Annotated in this window: 13 protein-coding genes; 2 read left to right on the forward strand and 11 right to left on the reverse strand. The window is 44.1% G+C overall.

Translation table 11 applies throughout. The annotated features are described in order from the left end of the window. Positions 1-87 precede the first annotated feature (87 nt). The 11 genes from ACOJUN_RS03405 to ACOJUN_RS03455 form a co-directional block, all read right to left on the reverse strand. Entirely contained in the window at positions 88-1,146 is a 1,059-nt protein-coding gene (locus ACOJUN_RS03405; RefSeq protein WP_422135264.1) for a hypothetical protein, read from the reverse strand. 164 nt (positions 1,147-1,310) lie between these two features. Continuing rightward, a complete protein-coding gene (locus ACOJUN_RS03410; protein WP_422135265.1) occupies positions 1,311-2,369 on the reverse strand; it encodes a hypothetical protein in 1,059 nt (352 codons plus the stop codon). A gap of 174 nt (positions 2,370-2,543) precedes the next feature. After that, complete coding sequence (locus tag ACOJUN_RS03415) at positions 2,544-3,110, reverse strand: hypothetical protein (RefSeq protein ID WP_422135266.1); 567 nt, start codon at positions 3,108-3,110, stop codon at positions 2,544-2,546. Positions 3,111-3,402: 292 nt separating this feature from the next. Beyond that, a complete protein-coding gene (locus ACOJUN_RS03420) occupies positions 3,403-4,473 on the reverse strand; it encodes an SPFH domain-containing protein (RefSeq protein ID WP_422135267.1) in 1,071 nt (356 codons plus the stop codon). A gap of 445 nt (positions 4,474-4,918) precedes the next feature. After that, positions 4,919-5,764 (reverse strand): hypothetical protein, encoded by an 846-nt coding sequence (locus ACOJUN_RS03425; protein WP_422135268.1) that lies wholly within the window; start codon positions 5,762-5,764, stop codon positions 4,919-4,921. A 218-nt stretch (positions 5,765-5,982) separates the two neighbouring features. After that, positions 5,983-6,459 (reverse strand): transcription elongation factor GreA, encoded by a 477-nt coding sequence (gene greA / locus ACOJUN_RS03430; RefSeq protein ID WP_422135269.1) that lies wholly within the window; start codon positions 6,457-6,459, stop codon positions 5,983-5,985. Beyond that, positions 6,456-9,677: a carbamoyl-phosphate synthase large subunit gene (gene carB, locus ACOJUN_RS03435; protein ID WP_422135270.1), complete on the reverse strand. Its 3,222-nt coding sequence runs from the start codon at positions 9,675-9,677 to the stop codon at positions 6,456-6,458. Before carB ends, greA begins: the two co-directional genes overlap by 4 nt. Before the next feature lie 94 nt (positions 9,678-9,771). After that, positions 9,772-10,926, reverse strand: coding sequence for a glutamine-hydrolyzing carbamoyl-phosphate synthase small subunit (gene carA / locus ACOJUN_RS03440; RefSeq protein WP_422135271.1), 1,155 nt, complete (start codon positions 10,924-10,926; stop codon positions 9,772-9,774). 623 nt (positions 10,927-11,549) lie between these two features. Next, positions 11,550-12,554 carry a calcium:proton antiporter gene (locus ACOJUN_RS03445; RefSeq protein WP_422135272.1) on the reverse strand — a complete coding sequence of 335 codons (1,005 nt, stop codon included), beginning with the start codon at positions 12,552-12,554 and terminating at the stop codon, positions 11,550-11,552. Between the two features lie 378 nt (positions 12,555-12,932). Beyond that, positions 12,933-13,364, reverse strand: a complete 432-nt coding sequence (locus ACOJUN_RS03450; protein WP_422135273.1) for a hypothetical protein — start codon at positions 13,362-13,364, stop codon at positions 12,933-12,935. Positions 13,365-13,388: 24 nt separating this feature from the next. Beyond that, positions 13,389-13,856, reverse strand: coding sequence for a hypothetical protein (locus ACOJUN_RS03455; RefSeq protein WP_422135274.1), 468 nt, complete (start codon positions 13,854-13,856; stop codon positions 13,389-13,391). A gap of 429 nt (positions 13,857-14,285) precedes the next feature. Here ACOJUN_RS03455 and ACOJUN_RS03460 point away from each other — a divergent pair, with 429 nt between their 5' ends. Beyond that, on the forward strand, positions 14,286-15,791 hold the full coding sequence (locus ACOJUN_RS03460; protein ID WP_422135275.1) for a hypothetical protein: 1,506 nt from the start codon (positions 14,286-14,288) through the stop codon (positions 15,789-15,791). A gap of 143 nt (positions 15,792-15,934) precedes the next feature. Next, positions 15,935-16,195 (forward strand): hypothetical protein, encoded by a 261-nt coding sequence (locus ACOJUN_RS03465; RefSeq protein ID WP_422135276.1) that lies wholly within the window; start codon positions 15,935-15,937, stop codon positions 16,193-16,195. The last annotated feature ends 100 nt before the right edge of the window (positions 16,196-16,295 follow it).

A 16,295-nucleotide genomic window follows, 5' to 3' on the forward strand; every position in this document is an offset into this window, starting at 1 on the left:
AACACGAGATGGACAACTTTGCTACATGTCCATTTTATCTCGAGAAAATCATTACGTTCGGCAACTAGCGCTTTAAAGGTTTATGCTTCAAAGCTTATCATCAACGAGAACAGCCCCCATAGATGATAACTCATCAGGTGTGAATCGATGAAAGTCTTTAGGTGTTAAATTTTTTGTCAATTCCTTTAGCAAAACGGGGTAACCAAGAGTTTCTCTTAAATCGTTGAACATTAATTGCTGGTCACTAAATTCACTTCCTGGTTGGCCCTGTTCAATAGTATCTGCCTGCCAACCGTGATCTTCTAATATTGCTCCACTGTGAAAAAATTTGTTTGCACCTGACAAAAACAATATTACCCCGCCAGAATAAACGAGACTGTCTTTTCCTATGTATGTATCTAAAGAGAAATATCGAACAAGTAAAGCTGCCTCGAACACAAAAACTGCGTCGTTAGTTCCGGGTATTTTATCTAAATACAATTGTTCGATAACAGGAAAATATTGTCGCAATAAGGCAATAAGATGAGGTGTATTCTTATGCAGTTTTCCAGAAAGCGATGCTACTTTTTCAGAAGCATCTACCTTTACTCTAATTCTCGATAAATACTTTGAAAATCTATTTTTTATAAAAACTTGATCCATAGGAATGCCAAGTTCTGAAAGGACTTCTGGAAAAGCCATTGCCAAATGCTTATTCTTTAATTTATCTTCGAGCTTATTAATATATGAGCTTGAAAATCCTGAATCTTTCATTACAAGAATAAGATCATAAACATCTGGGAACACGATCAATCCATCATTAAAGACTACAGCTGAATACTCAGTTATATCTTTTGAAAACGTTCTATTTTGATCACGCACGACTACAAATAATCTTTCTGTAGATTTGCCATTACTTAGCCTTTTGGACAAAGATCTAATCTCTAAGAAAGATGATTTTATAGAGGCGTTTATTTTCTTCTCTTTCAATGGGCGTTTTTCGATATTGGACAGAATCTTTTTAGCTTTTTCTTCGATAGACAGAGGTTCCTTAGTACAAATGGCCTCTGACCTGTAGCCTTTGTAGTTATCACTTACAAGACACGGGTATGAATAACTTGAGAACGCCAGAGAAAGAATTAATAATAAGTAAGTTTTATTTTTCATAGGTAAACATCCTTTTAATTTTGATCATATATCTTTGATTATGTGTGTAGCAATGACCGACCTAAAGTAGAACACGAGATGGTTAACTTAGCTAGTAAACCTATGTCTATTTATCCTGAGAAAATCATTACATTTCGTCAACCGGCGATTTGAAGGTTTATGCCTCAAAGCTCATCATTAACGAGAACAGCCCCCATAGATGATAACTCATCAGGTGTAAATCGATGAAAGACGTCAGGTGTTAAACTTTTTGTCAATTCCTTAAGCAAAACAGGGTAACCAAGAGTTTCTCTTAAATCGTTGAGCATTAATTGTTGGTCACTAAATTCACTCCCAGGTTGACCCTGTTCAATAATTTTTGCCTGCCAACCGTGATCTTTTAATATTGCTCCACTGTGAAAAAATTTCTTCGCACCTGAGAAAAACAATATAACACCCCCAGAATAAACCTGACTGTCTTTTCCTATGTATGTGTCTAAAGAGAAATAACGTACAAGTAAAGCTGCTTCGTACACAAAAACCGCGTTATTAGTACCGGGTATTATATCCAAATGTAGTTGTTTGATATCAGGAAAATGACATCGCAATAAAGCAATAACATGAGGCGTATTCCTATGCAACATTCCAGAAAGCGATGCTTCTTTTTTAGAAGCGTCAATCATTACTTTAATTCTCGATATATACTTTGAAAATCCATCTTTTATAAAAATTTGATCCATAGGAATGCCAAGATCTGAAAGGACTTCTGGAAAAGCCATTGTCAAATGCTTATTCTTTAATTTATCTTTATTTTTATTAATATATGAAATTGAAAATCCTGAATCTTCCATTACATGCATAAGATCATATGCATTCGGGAACAGGACCATCCCATCATTAAAGAGTACGAGTGAATACTCAGTTATATCCTTTGAAAACGTTCTATTTTGATCGCGTACAACTAAAAATAACCTTTCTGTAGATTTGCCATTACTTAGCCTATTGGTCAAAGATCTGATCTCTAAGTAAGCTGATTTTATGGAGGCGTTTATTTTCTTCTGTTTCAATGGACGTTTTTCGATATTAGCCAGAATCTTTTTAGCTTTTTCTTCGATAGACAGAGGTTCCTCAGTACAAATGGCCTCTGACCTGTAGCCTTTGTAATTATCACTTACAAGACACGGGTATGAATAACGTGAGAACGCCAGAGAAAGAAATAATAATAAGTAAGCTTTATTTTTCATGGATTAGCATCCTTTCAATTTCTTTGATCATACATCCTTTGACCAAAACTCTTGTAAAAAGTTCCCTTGTTTAATATATCAATAAGATAATAGAATCCTTGTGAACTACCTCAAGATACATGCCACCTGACAATGAATCCGGCATCACCTGTCCCCATAAACTGACTCAATAGGTTAACTGCTTGAATTGACTGCGCATTCGTATATTATTTTCACACTATTTGAAGGCGCCGTATCATCCACAACTGTCAGGGTAAGTGCATTATTTTCGATAATAAATGTTATTGAGTAAGTCATTTCATTGTTTACTTTAATAGTCGAACGGTAGGTTCTATCCGGAACTGTTGTTGTAAATCCCGCTTCGCAAGCTGGGTTACTGCATGTACAAATAGCATTCTTACCTTGTATCCAGTCTTTAAAATTTTCAAAAACACCTGCACTCATTTCAGAACCAGTTAAATAAAGCAACCCTTTGTTCAATTCAATTTCATTTCTTAAGAAAACTTTAACCATTCGGCCAAAATTAGACTGCCAGCCATCTTTGTTTGCAATATAAAATGTGCGCCCCTCACTCGTTTGAACTTTTTTTCCACCTTCATAATCAAGAAAATTGATCCATTCAGGAATATTGAATTCAAGCCAACCAGATTTATATACAAGCTTGGGGTTTATAAACCGTTCATTTGAAAGTGCGACATGACAAAAACATAGAGCAAAAAAAAAGAAGTAATGTTTTTTCATATTCAATACTCTACTACTTGGAAAATCATCAGTTCTGCAGCTTTACCGATTTTCATGATCATATTCCCTGCAGCTCTACAGCATTTAAAAGTTGCATAAGCATTGATGTTGCCAGTAAGGCTTAAATTGGCAAAATCCATAACCAGAAAAGAGCAAAGAAAAGGATATCTGCAAGTTCTGTGTATCAATCAACCTTGTCCAAGCTGACAGGGCTTCGAAGTTAGTAAATGGGTAGCTCATTTCGCTCTCCACCCCGTCTGCCAGCGTTAGCTGACTCTAAAAGATACTTGCGTTAATTTGCAAACTTTCTTACTTCTTCTGAGTCGATAAAGCTTGGATATACAGTTTTAGGAATATTTTCGCCAAAATATATCAGTTTAGAGTTGTTATTTCTCCAAAATGCCTCTGCCTGTTTTAGATCAACATATAAAGGTGTAATGAGCCTTTCATTGGCTATTGCTTCTTGCAGCGTAGCATTGGCACGAGCTTCACCACTAACTTGTATTACATAGGCTTCAGCTTCACCCTTTTGCCTGAGTATAAGCGCTTCTGCTTCAGCGTCTTCACGTAACTGATGAATTCTAACAGCCACTCGAATCTTCTCTAATTCCATTTTATTTTTTTCTTCAGCAAGTTTTTTTTCATTCTCTATTTCAGCTACCATTTTATCTGTTTGAGCCTTTTTTGACCGTCCCAATTGTTCGGTTTCAGCTTCCTTTAATTTCCTGGCTTGAATTTGTGAAACAGCTACAAGCTTGCTTTTCTCTTCCACAATAACTTCGTAGTTTTTTCTTATGTTTCCCGGAAGAACGGGCTTAGAAACAACTACTTTATTTATTTTTAATTTAGAATTACTTTTTGCTTGCTCTTCAACCAGATGTTGTAACAAAAAATCGTTTATAGTAGGAAACTTATCAATATATATTTCCTGTGCTGTCATAGTCGTACACAGCTCTGTTACAGCCTGAATTGTAGGTTCTGTTATTAAGTAATGATCATAATCTTCTCCAAAATTTGAGACAATATTTAATACCTCTTCTTTATGGAGCTGATTATAAACGGCAATTCTAGGAAAATGGATTGTGAGACCGTCCATAGTACCACATGCTATATCCTCAATAATATCTATCTGTGGTCTTACATTTATTCGCATTCCTTTGGTAACAGGCCATGTGAATAATCTGTGTATTCCCGGCTCATAAACCTCCTTATAAAATCCACCTCTGAAAAAAATACCAACACTTCCTTCTGGTACCGTATATGTAAAAGGCATCCAACTGTATAACCAGTGAACTGAAATTTCATCAGAAAGGGCAGATTCAACACAAAGTAATGAAAATATCAAGGCAGCTATTTTTCTCATAATCCAAGTTTCCAAAAATTTTGAATTTTCAGCTACAAGATAGCAAAGCTGACATGAGGTATCGGATTATTTTAAAAATAAAAAAGTACGCTTCTGACTGTCTTCACTTTACAAATACACCGAATTCAAAGCCAACAGTATAGACATAACTCTGACTTCTGATTATTTATCGGAAGTCGAAGAAAGAATGTTGCAATATCAGTCAAAGGAAAAGCCTGATTTCGTTGATGTTATTCGTGGCAGCAGCAGTGTCCTGAAGGTGCTTTGAACTATTGAAGCAATAAAAGCTTTTGAGCCCGCTCAAGGATAAGGTTCCACAAGAGCTATTCAGAGAAATGAGAGAAGACTTATTAGTCAAATATTCGATACTCTTACCGTTATGAAACTGGAGAATTTGAAGGTGTGAGCAGCTGATCATCTCACACCTTCAAGTTCTGAGTGTCAATCAGAGCAAGCAGGCCAGAAGGGTGATGCCGACAACGGCAAGCACAATACCTAAAACAATCTTCAGTTTACGAGCTTTTTTAGCGGACTTTTGCGCTGAATCCAGAGAATCCCCGGCATCTTTGACATTCTCACTGCTTCGAGTGATATTATCTTCAATCCGGCTCACTTCCTCACCCTGTTTATGAACCAGATCTTGCAGTGTATGCATCATCCTGCACACATCAGCAACATCTTTTTCTATTTGGATCATCTGCTGATGTCGATTGCGTAGCTGGCCCAATTCATCAAATTTAATGTCCAGCAACACCTTCTGAAGACTGTTGGCAGCCTCGTGGACATGGTTATCAGCTGCAGATGACGCATCAAGCAGATTGGCCGCTGTGTTCAGTTTCTCAAGAATTTTGCCCGCCTCTGGATGATCCTGAAGCTTTTTTCTGGCATCGTTTAGCAGATCTGTGGTTTTCTGCTTCATAGCCACCAGATCCTGCCCGGAATGTGCCCGAGAGCAGTCACTTTTGAGACTCTCAAGTCTGGTTGCCAGATCGTTGCCATTGTCACTGCCCGACTGGGCAGGTTTTGAAACCGGCCTGATAACACCTCTTTCTGAAGGCGGTCTGGCAATAGCACGCTCTGAAACCTGTATGGTGCCGTCTGAGCTGATTGAGCTTTGCTCAGAGTAGTGGGTGTGCGAAAAGTCGCCGCTCTTCATATGGCCATAAGCGTTTTTGAGCTTACCGACCGTATGGCGTCCAAGCTTGGAGACAGCGCTTCCAAATTGCTCCAATTTTACGGCAATCGTTTTCTTACTGAATGGCACTGAGCCTGTTTCCAGAAAATTCATCATAACACTCCCTCCATGAATCCTTGTTGTATTGTTTTTCTGGACACAAGAATGCAATCAATGGCAGGAAAGGTCACTAACAGGCATGTCAGTTATGCTGACATAGCTATGAAAACCCACTGGCCAGGTACTTATACACAGAGGATGAGAGCTTCAGGGAGCGCAGAGGGGGAAACCAGCTTCTCTGCACAGGCCTTGACCCATGCAGAGAATCGAGATCTTCAGATGTGCTTAACCTCATCGATCTCATATTCAACATTGCCAGATGGTGTATTCACAACCACCACGTCACCTTCTTCTTTACCAACCAGGGCACGGGCAATCGGTGAGTTTACAGAAATCTTGTTATCCTTGATCTCTGCTTCATCATCACCCACGATCTTGTACTCAACTTCATCGTCCGTATCCAGATTAACCAGTACAACCGTAGTACCAAAGACAACCTTACCGGTTTTCTTGATCGTAGTAATATCGATAACCTGAGCGTTGGATAACTTGCCCTCAATATCGTTAATACGACCCTCAGTAAAACTCTGCTGTTCACGGGCTGCGTGATATTCAGCGTTCTCTTTCAAGTCCCCCAATTCCCGGGCCTCGGCAATTGCCTGGGAAATGCGTGGTCTTTCCACGGTTTTCAGTTGAGCCAACTCTTCTCGGAGAGCTTTTTCGCCCTCCACTGTCATTGGATATCGATTCATCCAGTCTTACCTTCGTGTAAATCCTGAAGTCTTCTGACTGTTTTCTCCGAACCAAAAGCAATGGCCCGGGCAATGGCTTCCGCACCTGCCATGGTAGTGGTGTAGAGAACCTTATTGGTCAGGGAAGATCGGCGAATTTTATAGGAGTCTGCAATGGCCTGACGACCTTCGGTAGTATTGACCACAAAGGCTATATCACCATTGACGATGCTGTCCACCATATTTGGTCGACCTTCCATCACCTTTTTGACCCGGGTCACGGGCAGACCGGCATCTTCGATCACCTGGGCAGTACCACTGGTAGCCACCAGTTCAAAACCGGTATCCATTAACAGACGGGCGATACCAGGCACCATGGGCTTGTCCTGATCACGGACACTGATGATGACACGGCCACCTTCCGGCAGTGCCATATTTTCAGCCAGCTGAGCCTTGTAATAGGCTTCAGGGAAAGAAGCACCAACACCCATCACTTCTCCAGTAGACTTCATTTCAGGGCCAAGAATCGGGTCCACACCCGGGAACTTGTTGAATGGGAAGATGGCTTCTTTCACGCAGAAGTATGGAGGCACGATCTCTTTGGTAAACTCCAGCTCTTCCAGAGTCTTGCCCATCATGACACGAGCGGCAATCTTGGCCAGGGAGTGACCAATGCACTTGGACACAAAAGGCACTGTACGGGATGCACGAGGGTTAACCTCGATCACATAGAGTTCACCGTCCTGCAACGCCATCTGAACATTCATCAGACCAACAACACCCAGTTCCATAGCCATGGCTTTCACCTGCCCACGGATCTTGTTCTGGATACGGGGACTCAGACTGTAGGGAGGCAGAGAGCAACCGGAATCACCCGAGTGAATACCTGCCTGCTCAATGTGTTGCATGATGGCACCAATGACCACACGCTCGCCGTCGCATACTGCATCGACATCCACCTCTACGGCACGGCTCAGGAACAGGTCCAGCAGTACCGGACTGTCATTGGAAACCTGAACGGCTTCCTTCATGTACTTTTGAAGTTCATCTTCGCCTGCCACGATTTCCATGGCACGACCACCCAGGACGTAAGACGGACGCACAACCAGCGGATAACCAATTTCCTTGGCTTTAGTTACAGCTTCTTCAGCACTGCGCACGGTAGCGTTTGCAGGCTGCAGCAGACCCAGCTTCTGGATCATGCCCTGGAAACGTTCACGGTCTTCGGCACGGTCAATTGCGTCCGGACTGGTACCGATAATTGGCACACCCTCAGCTTCCAGAGCACGAGCCAGCTTAAGAGGAGTCTGACCACCGTAGTGAACAATCACACCCTTGGGCTTTTCAACATCAATAATGGCGAGAACGTCTTCCAGAGTAACTGGCTCAAAGTACAGTCGGTCAGAAGTGTCATAGTCTGTAGAAACCGTTTCGGGGTTACAGTTAACCATGATGGTTTCGTAACCGTCTTCACGGGCAGCCATGGCGGCATGCACACAGCAATAATCGAATTCGATACCCTGACCGATACGGTTTGGACCACCACCGATAACCATGATCTTTTCATTATCGGTTGGCACAGCTTCACACTCTTCCTCGTAGGTGGAGTACATGTAAGCTGTCGTGGAGGCAAACTCGGCCGCACAGGTGTCCACACGTTTGAATACCGGCTTTATGTTCAGCTGACGACGATGGTTACGCACTTCTGTTTCAGCGACGGCCATCACTTCAGCCAGACGTGCATCACTGAAACCCTTGCGCTTGAGTCTGAACAGAGTGTCGGCATCCAGTGCAGACAGATCTTTACCAACCAGGTTTTGCTCTTCTTTAACAATGTCTTCAATCTGGACAAGGAACCAATGATCGATCATGCAGCTGTTAAAGACTTCCTCACGTGTCATACCGGCACGAAAAGCATCTGCCACGTAGTAAGGTCGATCCGCTTTTGGAACAACCAGCTCTGCCTTGATCTTGTCGATAGCACCTTCATCAGAAACATCCAGCATTGGATTGAAACCAGTAACTCCGGTTTCCAGACCACGAAGGGCTTTTTGCATGGACTCCTGGAAAGTACGACCAATAGCCATGACCTCACCCACCGATTTCATCTGGGTAGTGAGGCGGTCGTCAGCCTGAGGGAATTTTTCAAAAGCAAAACGGGGAATCTTGGTAACGACGTAATCGATGGTAGGCTCGAAAGAAGCCGGGACCACACCACCGGTAATTTCGTTTCGCAGTTCATCCAGGGTATACCCTACGGCCAACTTGGCGGCCACTTTGGCAATGGGGAAGCCAGTCGCTTTGGAAGCCAGAGCGGAAGAACGGGATACCCGGGGGTTCATCTCGATTACGACCATACGGCCGGTGTCCGGGCAAATACCGAACTGAACATTGGAACCACCGGTTTCAACGCCAATCTCTCGCAGCACAGCAACAGAGGCATTACGCATGATCTGATATTCTTTATCGGTCAGCGTCTGGGAAGGAGCGACTGTGATCGAGTCGCCGGTGTGAACGCCCATTGGGTCAAAGTTCTCGATAGAGCAGACAATGATGCAGTTGTCATTACGGTCACGGACCACTTCCATCTCATACTCTTTCCAGCCAATCAGGGATTCATCGATCAATAGCTCACTGGTGGGTGACAAATCCAGACCACGCTTGCAGATCTCTTCAAATTCATCCTTGTTATAAGCAATGCCACCACCGGATCCACCCATAGTGAAAGAAGGACGGATAATACAGGGGAAGCCCACCTGATCCAGCACAGCCTGAGCTTCTTCCATGGTGTGAGCAATGCCGGAACGAGGTGTTTCCAGACCAATGTTCTTCATTGCCCTGTCAAACATTTCACGATCTTCAGCCTTATCGATGGCATCACGGCTGGCGCCGATCATCTGGACATTATATTTTTCCAGAACGCCCTTATGGAACAGATCCAGGGCACAGTTCAGAGCGGTCTGACCGCCCATGGTAGGCAGTACCGCATCCGGACGTTCTTTCTCAATGATCTTGGCGACGGTTTCCCAGCGAATGGGTTCAATGTAAGTCGCGTCTGCCATACTGGGGTCGGTCATGATGGTGGCCGGGTTAGAGTTCACCAGAATGACACGATAACCCTCTTCTTTGAGGGCTTTACAGGCCTGGGCTCCGGAATAGTCAAATTCACAGGCCTGACCAATGATGATAGGACCCGCACCCAGGATCAGGATGCTTTCAATATCTGTACGTTTCGGCATCGTTGCTCTCGTAACTTGTCTCAGGCTTGCGGAGTTCTTCGCTCACGAAAGCCTGTTGAGTCTGTACTGTATGTCTCTCTTTCAAGCGACCTGATCAGGATTTGGAAGCGGCTGTGTGCTTTTCCAGCATAGTGATAAACCGGTCAAACAGCACTGCGACATCATGCGGCCCCGGGCTGGCTTCAGGGTGTCCCTGGAAACTGAAGGCGGGCCGGTCTGTCAGCTCAATACCCTGAAGACTGCTATCAAACAGGGATTTGTGAGTGACCCGGATATTTTCAGGCAGATTCTCTTCAGCCACGGCAAAACCGTGATTCTGACTGGTAATCATTACGACACCGGAATCCAGATCCTGCACTGGATGGTTGGCCCCGTGGTGTCCAAACTTCATCTTTATGGTGGCAGCACCACTGGCCAAACCCAGCAGCTGATGACCCAGACAGATACCAAAGACCGGGATACGGGTTGCCAGAATATCCTGAATGGCCTTGATGGCATAATCACAGGGCTCCGGATCACCAGGACCGTTGGACAGGAAAACACCGTCCGGGTTCATGGCCAGAACCTCTTGTGCAGGAGTTTCAGCGGGCACAACCGTCAAACGACAACCACGCTGGGCCAGCATTCTGAGTATGTTGCGCTTGACACCAAAATCATAAGCCACAACGTGGAAGGGCTGCTCATCAACAGTCTGGTGATCATCGGACTCCAGAGACCAGACACCTTCTTTCCATTCATAAGACTCCGAAACTGTCACCTCTCTGGCAAGGTCCATGCCTTTCAGGCCGGGGAATGCCCGAGCCTTTTCCAAAGCTGCCGCTTCATCAATATGACCGTTTTCATCGGCCACCAGGATACAACCATTCTGGGCACCCTTCTCTCGCAGGATACGAGTCAGGCGACGGGTATCAATATCAGCAATGGCTACGATTTGATTAGTACGAAGGTACTCATCAAGAGGCATCCTGTTCCGCCAGTTGCTGGCGAGAAGAGGAAGATCACGGATAACAAGGCCAGCGGCATGAATTTCAGTAGACTCTTCGTCTATGGGAGTAATGCCGGTATTACCAATATGGGGGTAGGTGAGAGTCACAATTTGACGAGAATAAGAAGGATCGGTGAGTATTTCCTGATAGCCAGTCATGGCTGTATTGAAAACGACCTCACCACTGGTCTCTCCGTCGGATCCAATGGCAATGCCCCGAAAAAGACTTCCGTCTTCCAGAGCCAGTACGGCTGACTTAGTCAATGATTCCTCCCACATTCACCTCATGAAAATCATCTTATTCATGGGCAAAATGATTTTCTACGCTTAAGGCTGTTCGACCTGTTCCCAATCAGGTCAGCAAGGGTAAAACCTGATGGGTGAAGTACGCAAGACAGCAATGTTATAACCCTGTTTCCTTAGAGAGCACGCTCAAAAAAAGCGAGAGGTAAATTGAATCACCGTCTCGCTTTTTTTATCCGACTTTTATAAGGAGTCTCGGGGGCACGCCAGCTGCCTCAACAAATCTAATGCAAATTTTTCGCATTCAAACACAACATTTATAAAAAGACAATATTTTTCTTCCAAAAAACACCTGAATTCAGGGCATTTCTGAACCAGTTTTCTTATGAGAGATCAAGAGCCAATGAATCGAAAAGAAAAGCAGTTAAGTACTCAGCCGTAGGGAATCAAATATTTCTGGCTTATTGGGCAGGTGCTCTGCAAGGCGCAACGACGGAAACATAGCAAGCTATGTGACCAGAATTGCAACGCATCACGACTGCATGGATGCAGGAGCTAGAGCAACGCAGGAGCAGTTGCCGCGAGTGCCTGAGCAATAAGTCAGAAAATATGATTTCGTATGGTTGAGTACTTATGAACCAGGATCAGTCAAAAATCAGAATGATGTAGCAGAAAAACAGTGTCAGATGAGTCACTCCCTGGAAAAGGTTACTTTTACCTGAGGAAAAGTTCACAATGGAAACCAGTAGCGTCAGAACCAGCAATAGTGCATCGACATTGTTCAAACCCAGAACAATGATTTTGGAGGTCAGAACCCCGATCAGTAGCACGGCAGGTATGGTCATACCTATAGTGGCCAGAGCCGACCCCAGACAAATATTGATAGAGCGCTGAAGATTATTAGCTCTTGCTGCTTTGATCGCCGCCATCCCTTCCGGCGACAGCACCAGAATTGCCACAATCATTCCGCCCAGGTCTGTGGGTGCTCCCAGTTCAGAAATCCCATAATCCACAATCACTGCCAGCTTCTTCGACAGCAAAACAATGGGAACCATGTAGCAGAGCAAAAGCAGGGTATGTGACGGGACAGACAACCTCTTTTCATCACTGTGATCAGAACCCTCATTGTCACCCACAAAATAGTGCCGGTGTCTCATGGCCTGCATTCCCAGAAAAGCCAGGTAGAGGACAACATTCATAACAACAAGAAAGACTATTTGCTCAAGGGAGAAAGTACCTATGGACGTTGATTCTGTAAAATTCGGCAGAATCAAACCCAGCACAGAGAGAGGAACAAGAATTCCCAGAAAGGAGTTGGCTCCCTGCAAATTAAACGTCTGCTCAACATGTCTGACCCCTCCCAGAAGCAGCGACAGCCCGACCAATCCATTCAGTACAATCATCAGGACAGAAAACATCACATCCCGACCCAGCGTTGGATTATGACTTCCGGTGAGCATCACGGCTGAAATCACAATGACTTCGATACTGATCACTGACAGGGTCAATATCAGAGTGCCGTATGGCTCACCCAACTGTTCAGCCAGACCATCAGCATGGCGAACCACGCCGAAGGAAGACCAGAGCATAACAACGAACAAAATCAGAAACAGAGCCGCACTGACCCAGTTGGGAGATCCTGTCGTCAAAAAGCAGTTGCACAACGAATAGAATAATATTGATGCAGCAAAACCTGAATAAAGGCCAGGCTCGGATTTTAACACCAAAGGTAGTTTCATCACTGCTCAAGCTACCCGCAAAAAATGTTTTTTGAATGTTATTAACACGACAAAAGCAGTCACTTAGCCGTACATGAAGAATAGATGAGCGGTAAAAATCTCCCCACTCTTTCCCGGCTTATTTTGCTGTAACTGTTTTATATTTCTCTTGGGGGAACTACAGGCTCTCCCGAAACTCCATTCTCCAGCGAGCTATTAAACCCGACAGGAAAGGAGCATGCCCTTGAACGTTTCAAGCTGCATTCGAACAAGGGCTATCGACAGAGCAACTGTCCAGATACAAAGTACCTATGTCATCGTTTCCAAAGTAGCATGCTTTTTCTTCTCTTCGCATTCTTTGAGATCTTTTTGAAGCCATTCACAAGAAGCTTCTTCTCCGGGTTCTGGTAACAACTCACCGCCTTCCATCACCCAGGATGCTGGCACTTCAAACAGGGTTACTGATACCCCGGAAACATCGATCCCAAAAAAATCAGCAATATTATTCTGCATTTCCAGACTAAGTCGGTCGTTGACGTCTGATGTCCTGCCTTTGCGGACGTTAGCTTGTACGTGAATGGCAATACCTTTTTGCAATGGAATATTTTGATTAAAGAGCACATTTACAAGACTCTCAGGAGCACTCGTTAAACCACAGTGGGTATCCATAATGAGTTTTGACAAGGGTTGTCTTTTTGACATCTCTACCGCACCCGGGGTTGAAACATTGTACAGGGGCATGGCTGTTCTCCTGCGGGCTAAGGTTTAAAAGTTAATGGACGTGGAAAAGTGTCGTGTAATGATTTTCGACTTTGCCAATCGGCCCAACATCTGAAGTGTAACCAGAGGTCTTCTGGAGGGACGGATTCGGGTCTGAGTCAGCTTCAATAAATCTTGTTGTGCCTGAAAATCCATCGCCGTCAGCATGATCTCGTTTTTATTGCACCCGGTATAGTTCATCCAAAGTTCACTGAATTCACTCATAAATGCATGACGAATGTCGTTGGGAAGATCGTTTTCCACGCCAATGGAAATGGTGGTCGCATTGCTCGGGCGAGCTGCTAAAAAAGCCTGTGAACGCGGCACTTCCACCCAGATCGGAAAGAGCTTGTAATGTTTGCCGAAGTGATTCTGGTAAAGCCTGGTACAATCCTTTTCAAGCGTCTTCCTGAGTGTTGTGGCAATAGATCCATTCAATACCAGAATTGCCATTAAGACTCGTTGTTGAGACATAATTTTCTCCGGTTAACTTCTTCCTGCCCTCGAACCCGTTTGATTTTTCGCCAGCGTTGCTAAAAACGGTATAGCACACCTGCTGCGGGAATGGTGCCCCAAAGGAAGATCAAAGTATGATAACGAGCAGCACATAAAAAGGAATCCGAGCCTTGACTGCAAGACTGATGAAATACTGACAGAAGCCTATGGAATAGCCAAAAAGGGCTGAATTGAACGGAGACTGAAGAGAGTAGGCGAATGGTCAGGCCCCCCACTGCGAATAAAGCGGCACCCCCACGTAGCATTCCGGGCAGAGCCTGCTGCTTGTAATCTCTCCCGGCTTCTTTACCCGTAATTCTTCTATATTTCTCTCCCGGTGGAACTAATCACTCTCCCGAGACTCTGAGTTCTATGGACTATTGAACCCGAGAGTAGAGGATTACGCCAATGAACATTACAAGCCATGCCATCAAGCTGATATTTGCATTACTCATAACGATGAGTTTTTGTGTCAACGCTGATATTACAGAACAAGAAGAACATTGCCTGAACGACGCACTGGCCGGTTATGATATTGAGCGCCTCACAGCGGTGGGAACCACGGCAGAAGAAGTCTTTCTTTTTTCTCAAAAAGCCCCAATGATCAGCCCGTATGACATTCACCGTTTTACCCGGCGCAACATTACTCCGGAAGTCGTTGCATCGTTTCATCCTGAAGTGGCTGGTGAACCGGCTTTTATAGATAAAATTCTACAGGCAGGGTTAAGCCCCCAAAAGGCAAATAGCTACCTAGAAGCCGGCGTTGATCAGGCCAACATTTTGACCAGTTACTTCAAAAATGGAATAGCTCCTGATCTTGCAGGCGCCTTATACAAAAGTGGCTACTATTTCTACACTGACTCTGACTATTCGAAGGTTTGGCTTCAAGAAACAATGGAAAAGGGGCTAACCATGGAAGATCTGCCCAGATACAAGGGACTCGCCTCAACAACCAATGAATTAAAAAGACTCTACGTTTCAAAAGTACCTACTGATTTTCTTCATAGAGTCCTGAGTATGGATATAACCCTGGACACGGAAGATGCAAAATCTCTTTACTTCCGTGGCATTGACCTGGACACCTATCCATCTCTAATCTCTGACGAACGGACCTGCACAGCATATCCCACAACCCATCTTGAGTTTGAACACCTTGGTAATCTTGCGGGCTACCAGAGCAAAAAAGAGCCTATTCCTCTACCAAAAGCTTTATTTTTCCGGCTTAATACAGTATTTTCTGGCAGGGATTTTACGCAAGAATTTATGGGACATTTTTCAACCGACGATCAGGAAGAGATTTTCAAGTACGTTGAAAACAAAGCCAAACGTGTAAAAAACCCAACGATCTATAATTTACTCTACCTGACAGCGGAGATTGTTTCTGAAAAGCTTCACTACGAATTAGTGGATGAAGGAGAACTGGAGCAGACTTTCCCGATAGATTGTTCAATAGCTGAATATTGGCGAAGGGGAATTGGCGACTGTGATAAATACTCGGCATTGGGAACGGTTGTTTTTGCTCAACTGAAACAATTGTTTCCTGACGTAATGGCAAATGTTTACCTAATCAATGAACTGTTTGCAAAATACAACAGACATTCCTGGAATACCGTCGTCATTGCAGAAGAAGATCGCCTGATATTCAGCTACATTGACATAACATACTACGACCCCGGTGATTACTATTATCTAAAGCTTATTTATCGGTTTTATCTACAACTGTATGAAGTTCTTGAGAATCTGCGTGAGGCAGCTGGCTACACCCCGAATCCATACAGAAACAAAAACGAAGCCTTGGGAGCGATGTACCCCGAGAACTTCAACAAGGAACACTTTCTTAGCGAATACAAGAAATATTTCTGTCCACACGATCAGAGCAATCCGGACATAACAACTGCTCAGACAGATGAATGATAGATGAGCTGAGAAAATCCCCCCAATCTTTTCCGGCTTCTTTACCTGTAACGCTACTATATTTCCCTCCTGGGGGAACTAATCACTCTCCCGAGACTCTAAGTTCCATGGACTATTGAACCCGATAGTAAAGGATTACGCCAATGAACATTACAAGCCATGCCATCAAGCTGATATCTGTATTACTCATAACGATGAGTTTTTGTGTCAACGCTGATATTACAGAACAAGAAAAAGAACGCTTCCTGAACGCCTCGTTGGCCAATTATGATATTGGCCGCCACATAGAGGTGGAGACCACGGCAGATATTGCAGGCACCTTAAAACGAAACGGCTTTAGTACAATCACTGACTTTGAATGGACCGACCTTCATGACGCATTTAAACTGGAGCTTAGAACCTAAATACAAAGGACTCACCCATTCAATGCTAAGTAGTTGGCCGTATGGAATCTTATATTTCTGGCTAATTGGACAGTTATCAACACGACAGATCGAAATACAC

This window comes from Endozoicomonas sp. ALD040, from assembly GCF_049275945.1.
Lineage (GTDB): Bacteria > Pseudomonadota > Gammaproteobacteria > Pseudomonadales > Endozoicomonadaceae > Endozoicomonas_A.

Coding starts and splice junctions, on each gene's coding strand:
- ACOJUN_RS03460 (WP_422135275.1), top strand. CDS start 14,286: ATGAACATTACAAGCCATGCCATCAAGCTGATATTTGCATTACTCATA.
- carB (WP_422135270.1), bottom strand. CDS start 9,677: ATGCCGAAACGTACAGATATTGAAAGCATCCTGATCCTGGGTGCGGGT.
- ACOJUN_RS03455 (WP_422135274.1), bottom strand. CDS start 13,856: ATGTCTCAACAACGAGTCTTAATGGCAATTCTGGTATTGAATGGATCT.
- ACOJUN_RS03410 (WP_422135265.1), bottom strand. CDS start 2,369: ATGAAAAATAAAGCTTACTTATTATTATTTCTTTCTCTGGCGTTCTCA.
- ACOJUN_RS03420 (WP_422135267.1), bottom strand. CDS start 4,473: ATGAGAAAAATAGCTGCCTTGATATTTTCATTACTTTGTGTTGAATCT.
- ACOJUN_RS03405 (WP_422135264.1), bottom strand. CDS start 1,146: ATGAAAAATAAAACTTACTTATTATTAATTCTTTCTCTGGCGTTCTCA.
- ACOJUN_RS03425 (WP_422135268.1), bottom strand. CDS start 5,764: ATGATGAATTTTCTGGAAACAGGCTCAGTGCCATTCAGTAAGAAAACG.
- greA (WP_422135269.1), bottom strand. CDS start 6,459: ATGAATCGATATCCAATGACAGTGGAGGGCGAAAAAGCTCTCCGAGAA.
- ACOJUN_RS03450 (WP_422135273.1), bottom strand. CDS start 13,364: ATGCCCCTGTACAATGTTTCAACCCCGGGTGCGGTAGAGATGTCAAAA.
- ACOJUN_RS03415 (WP_422135266.1), bottom strand. CDS start 3,110: ATGAAAAAACATTACTTCTTTTTTTTTGCTCTATGTTTTTGTCATGTC.
- ACOJUN_RS03465 (WP_422135276.1), top strand. CDS start 15,935: ATGAACATTACAAGCCATGCCATCAAGCTGATATCTGTATTACTCATA.